This window comes from Njordella aestuarii, from assembly GCF_056494165.1.
In genome coordinates, this window is sequence record NZ_CM151397.1 from 5,443,931 (window position 1) to 5,463,157 (window position 19,227).

The 19,227-nt window shown below is 51.1% G+C and carries 16 protein-coding genes; 11 read left to right on the plus strand and 5 right to left on the minus strand.

The window, feature by feature from the left end:
- The first annotated feature begins 6 nt into the window (after positions 1-6).
- The gene (locus SH451x_RS21340; protein ID WP_479359158.1) at positions 7-945 is read left to right on the plus strand and encodes an ABC transporter ATP-binding protein; all 939 of its coding nucleotides are present in this window, start codon (positions 7-9) and stop codon (positions 943-945) included.
- Positions 946-1,482: 537 nt separating this feature from the next.
- On the opposite strand, the gene SH451x_RS21345 is transcribed toward SH451x_RS21340, so the two are convergent.
- Positions 1,483-2,040 (minus strand): hypothetical protein, encoded by a 558-nt coding sequence (locus SH451x_RS21345; protein WP_479359159.1) that lies wholly within the window; start codon positions 2,038-2,040, stop codon positions 1,483-1,485.
- 78 nt (positions 2,041-2,118) lie between these two features.
- Between SH451x_RS21345 and SH451x_RS21350 the strand changes: the two genes are divergently transcribed.
- Entirely contained in the window at positions 2,119-4,146 is a 2,028-nt protein-coding gene (locus SH451x_RS21350) for a molybdopterin-containing oxidoreductase family protein (protein WP_479359160.1), read from the plus strand.
- A gap of 129 nt (positions 4,147-4,275) precedes the next feature.
- Positions 4,276-5,241 carry a tetratricopeptide repeat protein gene (locus SH451x_RS21355; protein WP_479359161.1) on the plus strand — a complete coding sequence of 322 codons (966 nt, stop codon included), beginning with the start codon at positions 4,276-4,278 and terminating at the stop codon, positions 5,239-5,241.
- Here SH451x_RS21355 and ruvA read toward each other — a convergent pair.
- The 4 genes from ruvA to ispF all read right to left on the minus strand — a co-directional run bounded on the left by ruvA (position 5,238) and on the right by ispF (position 8,728).
- Positions 5,238-5,867 carry a Holliday junction branch migration protein RuvA gene (gene ruvA / locus SH451x_RS21360; RefSeq protein WP_479359162.1) on the minus strand — a complete coding sequence of 210 codons (630 nt, stop codon included), beginning with the start codon at positions 5,865-5,867 and terminating at the stop codon, positions 5,238-5,240. The two genes, SH451x_RS21355 and ruvA, sit on opposite strands and share 4 nt — an antisense overlap.
- A gap of 48 nt (positions 5,868-5,915) precedes the next feature.
- The gene (gene ruvC, locus SH451x_RS21365; RefSeq protein WP_479359163.1) at positions 5,916-6,452 is read right to left on the minus strand and encodes a crossover junction endodeoxyribonuclease RuvC; all 537 of its coding nucleotides are present in this window, start codon (positions 6,450-6,452) and stop codon (positions 5,916-5,918) included.
- Positions 6,431-8,056 (minus strand): cysteine--tRNA ligase, encoded by a 1,626-nt coding sequence (gene cysS / locus SH451x_RS21370; RefSeq protein WP_479359164.1) that lies wholly within the window; start codon positions 8,054-8,056, stop codon positions 6,431-6,433. Before cysS ends, ruvC begins: the two co-directional genes overlap by 22 nt.
- Before the next feature lie 153 nt (positions 8,057-8,209).
- Positions 8,210-8,728 (minus strand): 2-C-methyl-D-erythritol 2,4-cyclodiphosphate synthase, encoded by a 519-nt coding sequence (gene ispF, locus SH451x_RS21375; RefSeq protein WP_479359165.1) that lies wholly within the window; start codon positions 8,726-8,728, stop codon positions 8,210-8,212.
- 252 nt (positions 8,729-8,980) lie between these two features.
- On the opposite strand from ispF, the gene mdh reads away from it, so the two are divergent.
- The 8 genes from mdh to SH451x_RS21415 all read left to right on the plus strand — a co-directional run bounded on the left by mdh (position 8,981) and on the right by SH451x_RS21415 (position 18,966).
- Positions 8,981-9,928 (plus strand): malate dehydrogenase, encoded by a 948-nt coding sequence (gene mdh / locus SH451x_RS21380; RefSeq protein WP_479362927.1) that lies wholly within the window; start codon positions 8,981-8,983, stop codon positions 9,926-9,928.
- A 168-nt stretch (positions 9,929-10,096) separates the two neighbouring features.
- Positions 10,097-10,828 (plus strand): alpha/beta hydrolase, encoded by a 732-nt coding sequence (locus tag SH451x_RS21385; RefSeq protein WP_479359167.1) that lies wholly within the window; start codon positions 10,097-10,099, stop codon positions 10,826-10,828.
- A 339-nt stretch (positions 10,829-11,167) separates the two neighbouring features.
- Positions 11,168-11,413 (plus strand): hypothetical protein, encoded by a 246-nt coding sequence (locus SH451x_RS21390; RefSeq protein ID WP_479359168.1) that lies wholly within the window; start codon positions 11,168-11,170, stop codon positions 11,411-11,413.
- A gap of 531 nt (positions 11,414-11,944) precedes the next feature.
- Positions 11,945-13,243, plus strand: coding sequence for an ATP-dependent Clp protease ATP-binding subunit ClpX (gene clpX, locus SH451x_RS21395; RefSeq protein WP_479359169.1), 1,299 nt, complete (start codon positions 11,945-11,947; stop codon positions 13,241-13,243).
- Between the two features lie 253 nt (positions 13,244-13,496).
- Positions 13,497-15,131, plus strand: a complete 1,635-nt coding sequence (locus tag SH451x_RS21400; RefSeq protein ID WP_479359171.1) for an ABC transporter permease — start codon at positions 13,497-13,499, stop codon at positions 15,129-15,131.
- A gap of 345 nt (positions 15,132-15,476) precedes the next feature.
- Complete coding sequence (locus tag SH451x_RS21405; protein WP_479359172.1) at positions 15,477-15,884, plus strand: hypothetical protein; 408 nt, start codon at positions 15,477-15,479, stop codon at positions 15,882-15,884.
- 446 nt (positions 15,885-16,330) lie between these two features.
- Positions 16,331-17,767, plus strand: a complete 1,437-nt coding sequence (locus SH451x_RS21410; protein ID WP_479358038.1) for an IS4 family transposase — start codon at positions 16,331-16,333, stop codon at positions 17,765-17,767.
- Positions 17,768-17,859: 92 nt separating this feature from the next.
- Positions 17,860-18,966, plus strand: coding sequence for a transposase (locus SH451x_RS21415; protein WP_479359173.1), 1,107 nt, complete (start codon positions 17,860-17,862; stop codon positions 18,964-18,966).
- Positions 18,967-19,227 lie beyond the last annotated feature (261 nt).

Genomic DNA, 19,227 nt, shown 5'->3' on the forward strand with positions numbered 1-19,227 from the left:
GCTACAGTGATTAAAGCATCAGGATTAACAAAAAAGTATGATGACATGTATGCAATACGTGACATCGACCTTGATTTAGACGCCGGCGATTTGTTTGGTTTCATTGGACCCAACGGGGCCGGAAAAACAACGACGATGCGAATAATCGCAACGTTGCTTACGCCAACATCCGGCGAAGCTTACATCGGCGGTTATTCGGTAAGCACGCATCCGAAAGAAATTCGACGCTTGGTCGGGTACATGCCAGATTTCTTTGGCGTCTATGATGACATGACAGTCATCGAATACCTCGAGTTTTTCGCTGCCGCCTACAAGATCAATGGCCCAGGCAGACGGAAACGTTGTGACGAAATGCTAGATGTCGTCGATCTGGATTTTAAGCGAGATGCCTATGCAAATACTCTCTCTCGCGGCCAAACACAACGACTTGGTTTGGCGAGAGTCTTGTTGCATGATCCCAAAGTGCTGTTGTTAGACGAACCTCTCAGCGGCCTTGATCCACGAGCCCGTATCGAGATGCGCGCTCTGATGCGTCGCTTGGGCGCCATGGGTAAAACGATCATCGTATCGAGCCACATCCTTCCAGAACTTGCCGATGTTTGCAACAAGGTCGGGATTATCGACTCGGGCGTGCTTAAGAAAAATGCGAATGTCAGCGACGTCATCCGCGAAGTTCGCTCTCAGGTTGTGTTATTGATTCAACCACAAAGTGCGTCCGACTCGGATCGTACGGCGAAATTGCTCGAAAGCTTGCCTCAAGTTCAATCCGTCGATTCATCGCACGAAAAATTGCGTGTGAGCTTATTTCCGGGTGAGGAGGATCCGTCGGTGCTACTGAGCGAATTGATCAGGAGCGGTATCTCTGTCCGCCACTTCGCCGAAGAAGAAATCAATCTTGAATCGGCCTTTATGGCGCTTACCAAAGGCAGCGGCGGTAAGATTTAAGCTAACTTCATGCGTTCACTCGTCCTCTTGAACGCCGTGTCGCTAAGTCAACGTCGGTGCACTCAACCTACATTCCCTTTTCCGAACCGTGAAAGCGGGCCTAACCCCTGTGGCATGGGTCTGTCTCACTTGCTCTTATCGAGCTTCGGACGCCTCTAAGATCACGGTGCATCCATGGCTTGTATTTTGAGTGAATCCGTCCTTGGCACCTCAGTTGACAATCGTGTCCTGACCTGAAAACTATCCGATCGCGACGCTGGCGGTTAGCCGAACTCAGCAACCACTGAGTTATTCGCTTCGTTTGCCGCACTCATCTCAATTTCGAGACGCTACTGTCGCTTGTGGACGAGAGACTTAAATGCAGGTGGCGTGCCAAAGCTCGAAAATGCCGCAAGGCCATGGTATCGCCCCTCCCAAACACCCCAAACCTCCGGATCAAACCATTTCTGGCCTATAACTCACATTGCGATGTCAAAGCGTTTTGTAAAAATTTCAAACATGCAATGGCCTTTTTTACAAACGATAGCATTCTACGGTTCAGATCGACCCATCCTCGCCAGAATGTAAGCGAGCCAGTCCGTGTACTTTATCGATAGATTGCACCACCGTTTCAATCATCGCTTCAAAAACAGCTTCCAATTGAGCGTAGTCGCGGTCTTCGGCCTGCTGCTCGATCAAATAGGTTTTGTGGTTTAACGAGAAAGCGACCAAGCGACTGACGACTAACATATCGAGGACAAAGAAGCAAATCTCCACGCATCGACAGTCATCCATACTCAATCCAGCCTCGCACGGCTCGACTTCGCAGTCTTCATACTCTTCTTGAACTGCCTGGGTTGCAAGGTCGAGGACTTCACCGGGCGGACAGGTCCAGGGATACTGACTTACAGAAAAGAAGGCTCCCTTAGGGCTTTCGATAATGAACGTATTAATTTTTTCTTCCGAGTGATCCTCGCGGACCGTCCAGTTGTCTGGATAAATGCACTCGATCCCGTTTCCTTGATACTTGGCTGGCATATGCTCAATGTAAAAATTTGAAGGCTGTCCTAGGTCTTTGATGTCTACTAATCTATGCGTGCGCTCGAAAGTTGTCACCCGGCATCATTGATTGTGGCCTCAATTCGGTCCCGAAAAAGGAAGTTCAATTTCATCTCTGGAAGGTAACCACGCTTCATGAAACTCCCTACTGTTTGCGCTTTGGACTGCCCCGATGCCTGCATGCTCGAGATTACCGTCGAAGACGGCGCAGCAACTAAGGTTGAGGGCCAACGCGGGCACGAAGTAACCCAGGGGTTTGCTTGTGTTAAGATGGCCAGATACCCTGAGCGCCAGAATCATCGAGACCGCTTGCTTTACCCTCAACGTCGGATCGGGAAAAAAGGGGAGGGCCGATTCACGAGAATTTCTTGGCATGAAGCTCTCGATGAATTCGCATCACGGATCCGTCAGATCAGCGACGCTAATGGTCCGGAGTCGATTCTTCCATACTGCTATGCGGGCACGATGGGCATTATGGAAAACGCACACACTCTTGCACTCTTTCGTGCTATCGGCGCTTCCGAACTTGATCATACGATTTGCGCTTCGACAGCGGGTACCGCCTGGGAGATGAATTATGGTCCAGCAAAACTAGGCCCGGATCCGAAAGATGCTGTGCATGCTCGGTGCATCGTTCTTTGGGGAATCAATCTGTTAAGGAGCAACTCACATTTTGTGCCCTTTCTAAAGGAAGCCCGAAAACGCGGGGCTAAAATTCTTCATATAGATCCTTACAGAAATGAGACCAGCCGATTTGCCGATGAACACTGGCAAATTAACGTCGGAACTGACGCGGCACTCGCCTTGGCCATCGGCAATGAAATCCTGTCAGCTAACTTGGAAGATCATGAATATCTAGCCGCATTCGCAGACGGAATTGAAAATTATCGTATGGCCTGTGCCGAATGGCCTGCCGAACGAGCTGCCGAATTCTGCGGCATTCCGGCTGATAAAATACGAAAGCTAGCGCACGAGTATGCGTCAAGCGAGTCGAGTTTTATCAAAGTCGGTTACGGGATGACTCGCAACGAGGGTGGCGGGAATGCAATGCGCGCCGTAACGTTGCTTCCGGCACTGATTGGCGCGTGGAAACAACCGGGCGGCGGAGCGACACTTTCCACTAGCGGTGCATTCCCGCTGAATCGATCCAAATGCGGAGCTCAACACCTTGTCCAACCCAATCGTCGTCATGTCAATATGAACCAGCTTGCGAGCGAGTTGGAACCAGCCTCGGGCATTTCGGCATTGGTTGTGTTTAATTCAAATCCTGCTGCGGTTGCTCCCGAGTCAGTTCGAGTCAGGCAGGGACTGTCGCGCGACGACCTGTTTACAGTAGTTCTCGAACACTTCCAGACCGATACAGCCGACTATGCAGACCTGCTGCTTCCGGCAACGACGTTTCTCGAGCATCCTGACATCTACACGTCCTATGGGCATTTGTTTCTTCAATGGAGTGAACCGATTGTCGCTCCACGCGGTGAATGCAAACCCAACTCTTGGATCTTTTCTCAAGTCGGCAAGCGTCTCGGAATTTCGGAGCCAACCCTTGATTGGACCGTCGAGCAACTGGCAGAATCGCTATTGGATACCGATCACCCGTGGCTAGACGGCATCACCGTCGAAAAACTAAAGTCGCAACGAAGTATCAAGCTTGCCGTTCCAGAACCGTTCCGACCCTATGCAAACGGCAGCAACTTTCCGGATGGAAAAATTCGCTTTTCTCCTGCACCCCAACAAGTCAATTTTCAAGAGATGCCAGATTCGGAATTTCCATTCCGACTGATCTCGCCGCCGGGAGCTTTCATCATAAACACCAGCATGGGCAACCTAGAAAGCATTCGGAAACTTGCCGGCGGCCAGCCGCAGATTATCATTCATCCCAAGAATGCAGCAGAACTAGGCATTGCTCACGAGTCCATCGTGAGAATAACTAGTCGCCAAGGTACCATTGACCGACAATGCTTGGTTTCCGATGAAACACTGTACGGCGTTGTTATCGCCCTCGGGCAATGGTGGCCTAAGCTTGCACCAGACAAAAAGAGCTTGAACGATTTAACGAGTGAGAGACTAACCGATATCGGCGGCGGCAGCACCTTCGGCAATACAACGGTGAGGATCGAGGCTCTGCTGCGTCAGCCGGAAAACGCAGGAATGCAAGCATAAGTTCAACAACTAGACTTGTTAACTGCGTTCCTCGTATTGCTCTCTCAAGGATCAATTTGATATCGACGATAGTTCAATAGTGTTCAGAACATGCTTCTTTGCTAGCTCTTGTGAAAAAGGCCCGTCGCAGTGCTGCGTTTATGCTGTAAACAGAAGCGATGGCTATTCACGATAATAATCGGCAGCGATCTGCTGGTCCTGGTCCATCTATCAGGCTGCCGCGCGCTCGAATCGCGGCGACCTGACAAACGTGTGGTCCAAGCTAGGCAATTGTCTTTGCAGGGCGTCGAACTACTTTCGCGCAACCAAGCGGTCGCCGCTGAAGAGTGTTTCACGAATGCAATCAAACAGTGTCCTTCCGATGAACGGGCACACTGGGGAATCAGTCAGACGCTGTGGGATTCTAACCAGAAGGATAAGGCAATCTTGCATATGCAAGAAGCCGTTCGACTCTCTGGTCAGAATCCCGATTACATGGTGCGGCTGGGCGAAATGTACATCGACATGCAACAGATTCCCGAAGCCAGACAGCTTGCCAATGAAATCTTAGAAAACCATCGGGATAACGCACAAGCTTGGGCTGTTCTAGGTAATACATGGGTGTACGAGCGCGAATGGGATGCTGCAATGCAAGCATTCCACCGCTCGCTTCTGATCCAACCCGACAACCCTCCAGTCCAACTCGCTGTATCGGAAATATATCGTCAGACAGGAAGACCTCACCGATCTTTGGCGACCATCGATCGCGTTGCCGACCACCACCCCTCGATGTTGATCAGTGGCGAGATTCAGCTTGCCAAAGGTCTCGCCTTGGCAGATATGGGTAGACACAACGAAGCTGCCGTGGCATTTGCCGCGGCGTCGCAACGATTAAAGCCGGATGATCTTCCTCGTCAAATCCAACTGGCCGCTGTGCAGCATCAAATGGGAAACTTCAGCGAGGCCAAAGTCACACTTGCTCGCATCCTGGAAGTTTCGCCAGCTGACCCGACGGCGCTGCGTTTGCAATCGATGCTCGATCTATCGTTCGACCACCTCGCTGCAGCACCGCTGAGCGAAGGCGTTGTCACCGACACCCAGTCGTTGGTTCGTTAACCTTCGCTTTGACGCTGGTATATTGCTTGGATCATCGCTTCGGTGTCCTTGAACTTCTTACCACCAGCCACGGCCTGTTCAATTAAGCGTCGGGCGTCAGGCTCGTTATGTCCGAGTACGAGCAACGCTTCGAATGTCTCTTCGACAACACCTGGTTGCTGCGTTTTCACTTCAGGCATTTCCCGCTGCACAAGCAGTGCAAACTTCGGCATTTTTCGACGCAGCTTTGCAATAATCCTTTCGGCCGTTGCAGGACCGACGCCCGGCAAGGCAGATAGGCCTTTTGCATCTTGCTGCTCGATCATCACCGCTGTGTCAGCTACTGGGCGAACCATTGCACGGAGTGCTTTTTTTACACCGACGCCATCGACGGAACAAAACAGATCGAAAAATTCGCGTTCCACCACAGATTCGAAACCAACAAGACGAGGGGTAAGTCGCCCGCCCTGTGCCGCATTCCCTTCAATATATTCAAGCGTATGCAACGAGACTGGCTTGTTGAGTTCGCTCTGAAGATGTCTGCGTGTAAATTCAGCAATTAGTACTTCGTAATGGAACGGCGATGCGGCAATCGTTGCAGTATCATCGGCAAGCTCAACAAGAGTGCCGCTTATGCGAGTAATCAATCGAGTTTAAACTCCGGGAGGATAAATTTGGACGCCGATAATGATCTGTTAGGCAATAATTCGAGTCGCTTGGCCTTCGCCTAGCAAACGGTTGCCGTTGTGACAAATGGCCACCGCCAGAGCATCGGCAACGTCAGCGGGCTCTGGCATTTTTTTGAGGTTCAATTGAAACTGGATTGCCATCTGCATTTGTAACTTACTAGCTCGACCGCTCCCCGTTAGCGATTTTTTAACCGTCGTAGGTTCGTAAGAATGCACTGCCAATCCATTTTGCGCAGCGGCAAGGCAGAGAACACCTCGCGCATGTCCCATCAACACTGCCGTTCGTGGTCGATCGTAGTGCGAATAGAGTTGCTCAATGGCAACCGCGCTGATCTTATGCGAAGCGTAAACTTCGGTGATGCCTTCGTATAACTCTTGCAGTCTTTGTTCCAGGGTCTGACTGCGGCTGATTCTAATCACGCCGGCTTCGACCAGTTGTGGCCGAAAACCGTTGGCTTTTATGATCCCGTAGCCTGTAATCGTCAGGCCTGGATCGACTCCCAAAATAAGAGTATCCGCGGTTACTTCTTTGTCTTTTCCCATACCGTTTCACCCTTCTTGTCCAGCAGTTGGATGTGGGCAGTTGCTAGTCCATCGCGAATTGCGTCAGCCGTAGCAAAATCCTTTTTGGAACGGGCGTCGGCGCGGAGCTTTAGGATCAACTGCATGAGTTGCTCAACCGTTTCAGTTGAATCATCGCCGCCCGATTTGCGACGTGGAGGTTGTTTGAACAGCCCCAGAATTGCCGACAATTCCCTCAATATCAACATTCCGTCCTGAAGCGCTTGCTTGCCCGCAGAACCAGCTGCTTTGTCTTCTTCTAGCTTTTCGCCGTCTATCAACCGATTCAGACATCGAGCGATTTCAAACAGGTCACTCACTGCGCCGCCAGTGTTGAAGTCATCATCCATCTTGGAAAGAAAATCGTTTCTCAGGCCGACGATTTCTTCCACGATCTTATGCTTGTTCTCAGGTAGCGTGAAATCGCTGCGAAGCGTATTCACTGTCAGTTCGTAAACAGACGAACCCATAATCGTGGCATAGCGATCAAAGAGTCGATAGAACGCCTCAAGGGCCACACCTGCCTCAGCCAGTGGTTCTTCACCAAAGATGGTGGTCGAACGATAATGAGATCGCAACAAAAAGAATCGCAGGCGTTCACCTGTCTGTTCTTCGATTAATTGCGCAAGTCCACCGGCACCTTTGCTTCGTGAGATCTTTCCGCCTGTATCCTCAGGAGCAGACTCTTGTAAAGCGGGCGACTCAGAAGAATCGCGGTCCGATTTTCCACCAACTTTTCCCGTTGCAGAGGAAGCTCGCATCAAGCCGTTGTGCATCCAATAGCGGACCATAGGATCGCCGTGGCAGCAGCGGCTTTGAGCCAGTTCGTTTTCATGGTGCGGAAACAGCAGGTCGAGTCCTCCACCGTGGATATCAAATGTTTTGCCAAGAATTCGGCGACTCATTGCAGAACATTCGATATGCCAGCCGGGACGGCCGCTGCCCCAGGGGCTATCCCATGCGGGCTCACCTTCTTTAGCAGATTTCCAGAGTGCAAAATCGCCAGGCGAACGTTTGCGCGACGAAGCCTCGCCTCCTTCGCCTTGTTGCGCATCAGCGCTGCGATTGCTCAGGCGGCCGTATTGCGGGTCGCTGCCAACATCGAAAAATACGTCTCCGCCACTTTGGTAGGCGTGATTGCGATCAATGAGTTCGTTGATGAACTTGATGATTTCATCCATGTTCTCCGTGGCGCGCGGCATGTGATCGATTTGATCGACGCCTAACTGCTGGAGATTTGCCAAGTAATCAGCGGTCATTTGCGTCGCGACTTGAAACATCGAAATGCCGCGTTTGCGAGAAGCAGCAATCAGTTTATCGTCGACGTCGGTAATATTGACGACCCACGTAACATTGAACCCGCAGTAGGTGAGATAGCGCTTGATGGTATCGAAGATAACGGGACCAACCATATGCCCAATATGAGCCTCGGCATACACCGTCGGCCCACAGAGATACATGCCGACTCGCCCCGGTTCGACCGTTTGCAATGGCTCTTTGGTTTTAGTTAGCGTGTTGTAAAGCCGGATCGAAGTTTCCATATTCTTTAATGCAGATGTCGCCAAAGGTTGTGTTGCAGTTGCCATAGTTGTTTTTGCTGATCGGCACATGATGATAGACTAGCGGGAGTCCTCTCCGACTAGAAGGGCGGATTATATGGACGCTCAACATCCAACTGAACCCTGATCTATCGCTATTTTTAAATCTCACGCCACAGAGAGGAATGCTGGCTATCTGACTCAGGACTCCGATGCCCGACTCAACAAAACTACGCAGTGAGCTTCGGCCAGTCGGCTCTCGCCGATATCCCCCGTTTTCTCGCCGGTCTTGGCTTTAATGCCAACACGGTCAATATCGACCTGCAGGATTTCCGAAACTCGTTGACGCATAGCCAATTTGTGAGGGGAAAGCTTCGGCTTTTCAAGCCGCACGACGCAATCCAAATTGTTAAGTTCGTACCCGCCATTTCGCGCTTGGGAAATGGCTTCGCGAAGAAAATCGGCGGAATCACGCCCTTTGTTCGTCGGATCGTCATCAGGAAATAGCTCTCCGATGTCCGGCAGCATCGCTGCGGCACAGATGGCATCTGTGATCGCATGCAGTAACACGTCTGCGTCGGAATGCCCGACCATTTCCAAATCGGAGGGGATATCGATACCGCCAATCCGCAGGGGACCGCCTATTCTGAGCCGATGGGAATCGATTCCCAAACCGATGCGCAAAGACGGTTGGTGGGTGACGGAAGGATGACTTGCCATGGGCTACAACGTTTTCCTGGGACCGGTGCGAAAGAGGTGTGTCGACAAAACGAAAAAGCTTAACAATTTTTTTCGCATCCGGTTACCAAAAATCAAGCGAAGCAAAGCCGCGCGGCGTGTTTTTGTCGCAGTCACCCCGTTTCGATCTCTCTTAGTGCTTGACGTAGACGCGCCGCTGTCGATACTTCTCGTTCTTCTACGCCAAGTGCTTCCGCTTGGCATTCGCATTTCCATTCGGACACAAATTCTATGTTGCGACGGGCCAAAATTTCGATCATCGGTGCTGGAAATGTTGGAGCGACCTGTGCTCACTGGTGCGCCGCGGCTGAGTTAGGAGATATTGTGCTTCTGGATGTGCCACAGACGGAAGACATGCCGCGTGGTAAAGCATTGGATTTGATGCAATCGTCTCCCATCATGGGCTTTGATTCGAAAGTCATTGGCACCAATTCTTATGATGATTCTGCGAACAGCGATGTCGTCGTGATCACCGCGGGAATTGCACGCAAGCCGGGAATGAGTCGCGACGATTTGCTGTCCACCAATGCCAAGATCATGAGCAGCGTGGCAGAGCAGGTCGCCAAATCGAGCCCTGAAGCAGTCGTTATTGTTGTCAGCAATCCTCTGGATGCGATGGTACAACGTGCGTTTCAGGTCACCGGATTTCCTGCACAGCGAGTTGTAGGTCAAGCTGGTGTTTTGGATACCGCTCGCTACCGCACGTTTTTGGCGATGGAGTTGGGAGTCAGCGTTGAAGACATCTCGGCATTGCTCATGGGCGGTCATGGCGACACCATGGTGCCAATCCCCAGTTGCACCAGCGTCGGCGGAATGCCCGTAACCCAGTTGATCAGTGCAGAACGGCTGGAGGAAATCGTCAAGCGAACTGCTTCCGGTGGAGCTGAGATCGTTTCGTTGTTAAAAACAGGTTCAGCTTATTACGCTCCCGCGGCGGCAACCGCGCAGATGGTGGAAGCGATCGTTCGTGATAAGAAGCGAGTTATTCCTTGTGCTGCGTATTGTGACAAGGAGTATGGTGTGGGGGGATATTACGTGGGCGTACCTGTGGTTCTAGGTGCTGCGGGCGTTGAAAAGATTATCGAATTAAAACTAACCGAGACTGAAACTGCCGCCTTCGCCAAGAGCGTCGACGCAGTCAAGAGTTTGGTTGCTTCGATGGAAGCTTTGCTCAAGGGCTAAACCTTTCCCGTACTATTCAGCACCGACCGTTGACAGGCGGTGCCTTGATTTCGATGTTGACGGTGAACTGAGCTGTGAGCTAGAACTCGCAAGCGAGCGTTACTCGAAGTCGTTGACCATAAAGGCTTGGACGCCCCTTCCATTCACCTTCACAAAGCAAAGAACTAGATGAATCGACTGCCATCCTTAGGGTCGGACGTCTCAGACGACGGTTTCATCCAAGTCAAAGAGAATCCTGTTCAGCTCCGCGAGCGAACACCGCTAGATCTTCAAACGCCTCATCGGCTTTTCTTTCCACAACACTTCGAACCTCGCTACGATTATCCGCTTTTCGTCTGGCTGCATTCTCAAAACAGCAGCGAGTATGAACTGGATGAAGTAATTCCATCCGTTAGCATGCGAAACTATATTGCCATTGGTTTACGTGGCCCTCGCGTGTGCAAAGACAACAATCGACTTTTTGCTTGGTCGTTACGCCAAGACTGCTTGCCGGTTACAGAAGAGATCGTTCTGGAGTCAGTTCGGTCCGCTTGCGACGACCTCCCAGTCAACGCACAGCGCGTTTTCATAGGCGGTTATGGAATGGGAGGCTCGGTCGCGCAGTGGATTGCCCTGCGTTATCCTCAGCTGTTTGCTGGAGCTGTCAGCATCAACGGCCCTGTACCTGACCAGCAGAGACTACTAGTGCGATGGAAAGAGGCAAAGAAGGTTCCTGTCCTGTTCATGTACGGCGACTCGTCGGAACTTTGCCCCCCCAGCGCAGTCATGAACACTGTCGCTCTTGTCCACCGAAGCAGCCTAAATTACCAATTCGCGCAGTTCAATTGCGGCGACTCCTTGGACGGCGCCATGACCTCGATGGCTAACCGATTTCTCATGGACGCTACTGTCCAGGGATGATCTAGAATTTTTTGACGCGCGGACTCTCACGGGCAACAAGCAGCCTGCCTTGGCGACTCCATCTACTTTTACTGGCATATTTCCAGCGATTCTCGCACAGGCATTGGTCTTCCCGCGTTCTTGCTGCCGGTTCTCAGACTCCCAAACTGACTCTCTCAGTTGCGCACGATAGAGTCAGAGACTGGACTGGCAGCCCCCCTGATTCCTAACATGTTTGTGCCTCGAATTGCCAACTGACATGGGTGGTCTTTACAATAGAGACCATGATGTTTCGACATTGGTAATCAAAATAGAAGGCAGCGGTCGATGGAACCGCGAGACTGAAAAGATATGTGGGAAATGCTGACTAGCACACCGGTGATGGCGGCGTTAAGCGTTCTGGTCGTATTGGTTATATCCGTGGTTGCCATTTGGCTGTTGTTAAGATGGCGCGAATCCTCCAGGAATGACATCGGTTCAGCGCAAAGCTACCTAAAAGATTTCGAAGAAATGCGTCTAGGAGGGGACATTACCAACGACGAATACCGAAACATAAAGTCGTTGCTAGGAACAAAAACCACGGAGACAGTCGACGAACCAAAATGAGCTTTTGGGCAACATTTTGGATGAACAGACTGTCTTTAGTGCAACGTCGAACTAGCGACGTGATGATTGGAATACGCCTCGTGAAATTGGCTTCTCGTGTGCTGTGTGGCTGGGAAAGATCGAAAACTTCGCAATATTCGGTCTTTGCTTGGGGTGCAGTGCTTGAGAAAATAAGTTGTCGAGATCGATTGTTTCTGAGACTACTTCGCGGTCAACGAAACGGATGATCTTGTATATGATCGAGAGCGTAAGCCGTAGGGTGCCTAGGCACAGGTATATTTTCGGCTCGACACCGCGGACAGGGACGGCCCGGTATGATTGGGTTTATTGGGAAAAAACGCCGAGGGTCGGCGGTTGGGGTGTTACACTCGGGCCGCCACGCAGAACGTTTCAGTACTTACAGACTTTCACATCATCGAGCTCCCAACAAGCGTGTTAAATTGCAAATGTGAATTTGGTTTTACATCGCGAATCGCTAACAAGTGATTGGCAAGGGTAAAATCAAGTTCGCGAATTAGCTAGGAGTCGTGTATGCCTCAGGGTAAGGATATTACAGCCAATCGTCGTGGAAACGGAAACGGTGGTACGGCTAACAAGAAGAATGCTTTTTGCTCTTTTTGTCGCAAGAGTTATCGCGATGTGGGACCTTTGGTCGAAGGGCCAGGGGACGTCTACATTTGCGGTGAATGCATCGAACTGTGCCAGTCTATTCTGGACCAGGAGAACAAACGTCGCGGACCATCGAAGTCCCTTTTTAACGAAATCCCTACTCCTCGCGACATCGTCGAGCACCTTGACCAATACGTCATCGGCCAGACGCTCAGCAAGCGAACATTGGCGGTAGCGGTTCACAACCACTACAAACGATTGAACTCGTCTTGGGAAGGGTCAGACGTCGAAATTGAGAAGTCTAACATCTTGTTGGTAGGACCGACCGGAAGCGGTAAAACGCTCTTGGCTCGGACTCTAGCAAAAATGCTGAACGTACCATTTGCCATCGGAGACGCGACAACGCTAACCGAAGCAGGGTATGTCGGTGAAGATGTGGAAAATCTGTTGCTGAAATTGCTGCACGCGGCTGATTTCGACCTCGAGTCGGCTCAGCGCGGTATCTTGTACATCGACGAGATTGACAAGATTGGCAAGACCAGCCAGAACGTCTCAATTACTCGCGACGTCTCAGGCGAAGGTGTACAGCAAGCATTGCTCAAAATGCTCGAAGGAACTGTTGCAAACGTTCCGCCGCAAGGTGGACGCAAGCATCCAGAACAGCAATACATACAAATGGACACGAGTAACATCCTGTTCATCTGCGGTGGTACATTTGCCGGAATCGAAGAAATCGTCCGTAAACGTCTTGGTCGCAAGACCCTGGGTTTTGGTCAACCCAACTCCCAAGTAGACGAGAGCGATCGAGCCAAGATTCTGTCTCAGGTCACCAGCGACGACGTATTGCAGTTCGGTATGATCCCCGAGTTGATTGGTCGATTGCCAGTTGTTGCGCCACTTGCGCCGCTAGACGAGGATGGCCTGATCCGCGTTCTGAGTGAACCACGTAATGCTTTGCTGAAGCAATACAAGGCTCTCTTTGGAATGGAAAACTGTGAGCTCAACTTTACTGACGCAGCACTGAAGGCAATTGCCCGTAAGTCGCTTATCAAGAACGTGGGTGCTCGCGGTCTTCGTGGTATCGTGGAAGAAGCAATGCTAGACATCATGTTCGAGCTCCCTGATCAAGAAGCCGGCACGGTCTTTACGATCGATGCGGGTGACGAAGACGGTGCGCTCCGCCACGTGAAATCAGTCCCTCAACGCAAGGAAAGTGCTTAGCACTATCAAATGGCTGCGGATTCGGAGCTCGTTGTTAAATACCAGCGAGCAAACCTCTCCCCGCAGCTTGAATCATCAAACACCAAGCGGGTTATGCTGTTCGCGCAGCATGACCCGTTTTTGTTTTGAGGCCCAACCTTTTTGGTCATCGCTAATTAAGTGAGAGGTGCAAGTTGGGTGCTGGCGAACGAGGGGGCCGTGCAGCTACAATGGGCTCGGGCCTTGTCCATGTAAACCCGAGAAAAGCCGCCACGTGTTTCGCTATAACCCAGTCTTACACCGAGAACTGATCGTCAATCTGCGACGCCATCGATCATTTCTCTTGCTCTTGTGCTACCAAGTCGCATTGGCCGCCATCATTTTGACTGCCTATCCTCGCGTTGACCATGTCGACGTAAGCGCACCCAATTCCGACGCTCGCCGACTTGCCGATTATTTTTTCCTTGGTCAATTCGCTATCGTTTCACTAATGGCTCCGAGCTTTGCGGCAGGTGCGATTGCTGGCGAGAAGGAAAGGAAAACATATGAGATGCTTTTGGCCAGCCCACTCAGGCCGATCGCCATCGTGGTCGGCAAGCTAATCGCCTCGCTTACGCACCTGCTGTTGCTGATGGTCGGTTCGCTGCCGATCATTTTTATCTGCTTACCGCTGGGAGGTATCTCGCTTGAGGAAGTTGTCGCAGCTTACGTTGCCATCCTCTTCGCAGTGCTCCTCTTTGGAACTATTAGTGTCGCTTGTTCCAGCATCTTCAAACGCGTCGCATCGTCGCTGGTAGTCAGCTACATGATTATCGCGCCCCTGGTGGTGATTGGAGTTTTAGTCTGGCTGGGAACAGCCAATTACGGTGCCGTTCGCCTGACGCTGACGTCCGCAATTTTTCCAGTCGTCTCGACAGTAATCAGTTCGATTCTCATCTATATCACTTCACAAAGATTGCTGTATCCGCAAGACGTTGGCAGCATGGGAGAAGAAGTTGTCGATTTAGAGAAAGAGCAAAGCGAAGCAGTCGGTCTGATTATTCAACGAGACCGTTTTCCGGATCGTTTTTTCGCTCCACCGCGACGCGAACAATTGATGGATGATGGCACAAACCCGGTCTATGACAAAGAGTTGCACGCAGAGCTCTTTAGTCAAGGAACTTTGATGCTGAGGATCGTGATCCAAGTCAGCTTGTTCCTCGCGATACCGCTGATGGCCTGGTTCTTATTTATCCAACCGCAGTTGTTCCGTGTCTACATGGATTATGTGCTAGTGTTTAACATGCTAGCGACATCCGTTTTTGCGGCCGGCAGTATCACCAGCGAAAGGGAACGACAAACGCTCGATTTGTTGTTGACCAGCCCTCTCAGTGGCTGGCAAATCGTGAGCGGCAAGTTTATCGCGGGATTTCGAGTTTCGTATGTCCTAACGTTGTTCTTGTTATGGCCCGTTGTTCTTGCGACTTTTATGACGCCAGAATTGCGAAGCAATATCCTTCCGGTGCTACTTTGTGTATTAATCATTACATGTTGTGCCATCGTCAATACAACAGTAGCAACTGTTTTTTCGGCGGTGCTACGACGAACACGGCATGCGATGATTGCGACGTTCTGTTTCGTGATCTTGTTCTATTTGACGCCGCAGGTCATTTACGAGATGGCGCAAGGTATACCCACATTACAACCAATTGCAGAGACGTACAAATGGTTTGGCGCAATCAGCCCGTTTATGGCGATCCACCAAGTCCCCGTGATGTATGCGTTCACTGACGTTGACACAGCATCAACGTACGGAACTGACGTCCGATTTGCGCTTGTATATTTCGCGGTATCACTTGGCACTCTAGCCATCGCCACCGTAATTTTAGCCGACGCATTCCGTCATCGCTCCCGACTCACCGCACACTAAAAGGTGTCAGGACTCGTTTTCCGCATCCGCGAAAAGAGTCCTGACAATATTTGAGACTGAGTCATGCACTAATTGAATTAGAGAAAATCACTTTTCGTCCGTCCTTCATCGCAGTGTTTTTCCCCACCGCTGTCTCGGTTGCGCTTGGAGCAATTGCTGTCACGCTTAAATCGGCATTGGGCCTACCGTTAATTGCGTGGGGTTTCGTTGCTACTTTTGCGATTTTATGGGCTATTCATGCGGTCTCAGTATCCTTTTTCCGCCTTCTACTCCGTTTGATATCTTCGGCTTCAGTTCCACTAAACACCAGAAGACCAAACCTTTTACTTGCCCAGGAGAATGATTATGAAAACTAAGTTCTGTTACAAATTGAGGAGGTTTGCTTTACTACTCGTGTCAGTCTTTTTCGTCGTAGGTTGCCAACCGAATACTGAGACGCAGATCATAAATTCTTTGCAGCTTGCAACGGTGAGCAGTATAGCTTTAGAAACAGATCCTTCTGAAAGCCAGACTAGGCTTTCACCAGCAGAATTCAGATCGCTGCTAGAGCTTTTGAAACCTTACCGCAGGTCAAATGAAAAAGTCCTGTCTGAACCTGACGTAAAGATACTTGTACTTGCAGGGAAGTATCCAGTAAAACTGATTATAAGTTACATGGCAGATAACCGGGTCTTGTTCGTGGTAGGGGAAGACACTTACATCGGCGGGGACGCAAGCAAATTACGTTCAATGGTTAATTCGTTACCTGAATAGCACGGATTCGGGAATCGCAGAGGGACACAGCCAGATCTGGAGATTCGGTTTCTGTTAGTCTCGACGACTACCCCGTGTGTTGTGGCTTTTTGTAGAGAGATGTTTGGCCGGTAGAAGGTGTCACCTTTTTTGACGCGATAGGATTTAGAAGTGCGGAACAATGACTCTGGAATTAGTGGGTGCTTTCACATATCTTCCTGGGAGGTGAAGTTTGCAGAGCTCCCAGAACAGATTCGCAAAGTATTTAGCAAGTCAGCACGATAGGTGGGTGGCACGAATGGCACTGTTGAAATTCCATCGGCGCAGAAGTCGTCTAGTGGCAGATCGAAATTTTCTGTAAAATCTCGATCGTCATTGCGAGTGATCTAGTCATAATCCCTTGCTTTGGCGTATTTTCTAAGAACCTTCTTTGGTGAGCTGCAACTACAACCAAGGAAGGTTTTTCTATGCGCACTATATCGCATCGACCTGTCTATCGCAGCTTCAGTTTTGCCGATGCACTGCAACCATTCTTGCTGCAGGATGGACTCCCGTTCTCGCAAGTACTCGCTCCCGAGCGGATCGCTACCGTGTTCCAAAAACACGGAAGCTTGTTTGGCGGTATCTATACCACCGCCATTACGCTGTGGGCTTTCATCGGGCAAGTCTTACGCGATGGGAAAGAAGCGGCCTGCCAAGCTGCCGTGGCGAACGTGGTCGCCTACTGCCAGCTTACTGGGAAACCGGCTCCCACCCACGATACCGGCGACTACTGCGTCGCACGTGCAAAGCTCTCCGAGCATGCACTGCGTGAGCTGAGCTGCGAAGTTGCAGCTGATGCACAAAGCGACGCAGATTCCGCTTGGCTTTGGCAAGGCCGCAACGTTTTTTTGATCGATGGCTTTACCTTCATGATGGCCGACACGCCTGAGAACCAAGCAGAGTATCCTCAGCATACCGCACAGAAGCCAGGTGTTGGCTTTCCTATCGCTCGCGTGCTAAGCATCCTCTCTTTAGCAACGGGATGTTTGGTAGATGCCGCAGTCGGTCCTTTTGCGGGCAAAGGCACTGGCGAAACGGCTTTACTAAGGAAGCTCTTGGATGTTTTCAAGCCAGGAGATGTCGTGGTTGCCGATCGCTACTTCTGCAACTACTGGCTGATCGCTATGCTCATGCAGCGAGGTGTGCATGTTTGCTTCCGCAAGCATCAGAAACGGCCTACGGACTTTCGCAAAGGAAAGCGATTGGGATGGGACGATCACTTGGTCAGTTGGGTACGACCGGCCCGACCATCGTGGATGTCGGCTGAGCAATACGCAAGCATGCCCGAGAGGATTGAGCTTCGAGAACTACGTTACGTGATAAGTGCACCGGGGCGCAAGCAAAGTTCGATTATTGTCATTTCGACGTTTGTGCAAGATCAAGGCGAGGAAGGCGTGAGCTTTGAAGAGATCGCCGAGTTATATTCCTTTCGTTGGAATGCCGAGTTGGATATCAGAAGTATCAAGACGTTTTTGAACTTGAATCATCTCCGCTGTAAAACCCCCGCGATGGTTCGTCGAGAATTCTGGACGACCATGCTGGCATACAATCTAATTCGCGTCGTGATAGCGGGAGCGGCAGCGCTGCATGAGCGTCGACCGCGAGAAATCAGTTTTACGACGGCATGTCAATATGTGCTTGTTGGTTGGCTCAACGCGATGCTAAACTTGAGCGAAGCCGAGAGGCTGTCATACAGCGTGAGATTGCTGGCGCAAATAGCAGCTTGTCGCATCGCCAATCGCCCGGATCGTTTGGAGCCGCGCGTCGTCAAGAAACGCCGGGACAGTTATCGCTTGATGATGGAGCCGCGACCGACCCTCCAGGCTAGACTACTAAAAGGCGATAACCTCTTCGAAACTTAACAGTTACGTACGCAACAGTGACATTCGTGCCACCCACCTATTGCGAGAGATGGCCTGAGTTGACAGAATTCCTTGTCAAACGGAGAGCTGTTATGCCAAGACCACCACGCGCTGAAACTTATGATCCTGCAGAAGTTGCTATCGTGCATTGTGTCCAGCGATGCGTCCGACGTGCTTTTCTAGCTGGCGTCGATGCGGCTACCGGGAAAAACTATGAGTTTCGTCGCGAATGGATCAGGAGAAGACTTGAACTGCTCGCCAGTGTCTTTGGTATTGATATCCTGGCCTATGCGATTCTCTCAAATCACCTGCATGTTGTGACTCGCACGCGGCCCGATGTTGTTGCGGCGTGGTCGGATCGCGAAGTGGCTATCCGTTGGCTGCGAGTTTTTCCTGGCAGAAGACTCGATGAACAACTTGCCGAGCCAACGTCTACCGATGTTGATACGCTGGTCAATGACAAGGTACGCTTAGCTCTGATTCGCAGCAGACTGTCGGATTTATCTTGGTTCATGCGAGCACTCTCGGAACCAATCGCTCGACTGGCTAACAAATTCGACAAATGTACTGGTAGATTCTGGGAAGGACGCTTCAAAGCGCAACGCATCACCGACGAAGCGGGCTTGTTAGCGTGTAGCATGTATGTGGACTTGAATCCAATTCGCGCAGCGATGGCTGCCACTCCCGAAGATTCGGTGCATACGTCGGCGTATGATCGCATCAGGGCTTTGAAGGGTGAACAGATCGATTCGGCGGCAGCAGATCTGGCGGTGATACGTGTGCAAGGCGATACGCTTGAGGACGCCCCTCACCCCCGACCCCTCTCCCCGAAACGGGGCGAGGGGAGGAAAAAGAATGGGGGGCGTATTCTGCGTGATGCATGGTTGGCGGTCTTTACTGTCGATGAACATAAGGCGTCGGGAATCTATGCAAACAAGTCTGGAGTGAGGGCGAGTAGCAAAGGCTTCTTGCCGATGTCGCTGGCGGATTACTTAACGCTGCTTGACTGGACGGGGCGTCAGGGGCGGCCCGATAAGCGAGGTTCGGTTCCGGATGGGCTCAAGCCAATCTTGCAGCGGCTTGGTATTGAGGCATCGATGTGGTGCGATCTAGTGTGGAATTTTAAGAAGTACTTTGGCAAGAGCGCTGGCCGGCCAGCGAGTATGCGTAACGAAGCCGAAAGAAGTGGTCGTGCATAGTCTCGCGGCCAAAGAGCCGCCGCTAGTTGCTTTGCGGGCGGATAGTTTGCACTTACGAATCAGTAACGCATGAGGTTAAATGCGAACCAGAACGAACTTACTTGCTTCGCTTTTTGATTTGCATTAATAAATGGCGCAGCTTCGCAGCTCAAGACTGACATTGTCTGGCAACCTGGGGTTCCGCTTCGTTCCTCAGCTCCACCCCAGGCTATTGAATGCCGCTACTTCGTAGCTCGAGATGCAGCGAAGAATGAAGGCAAA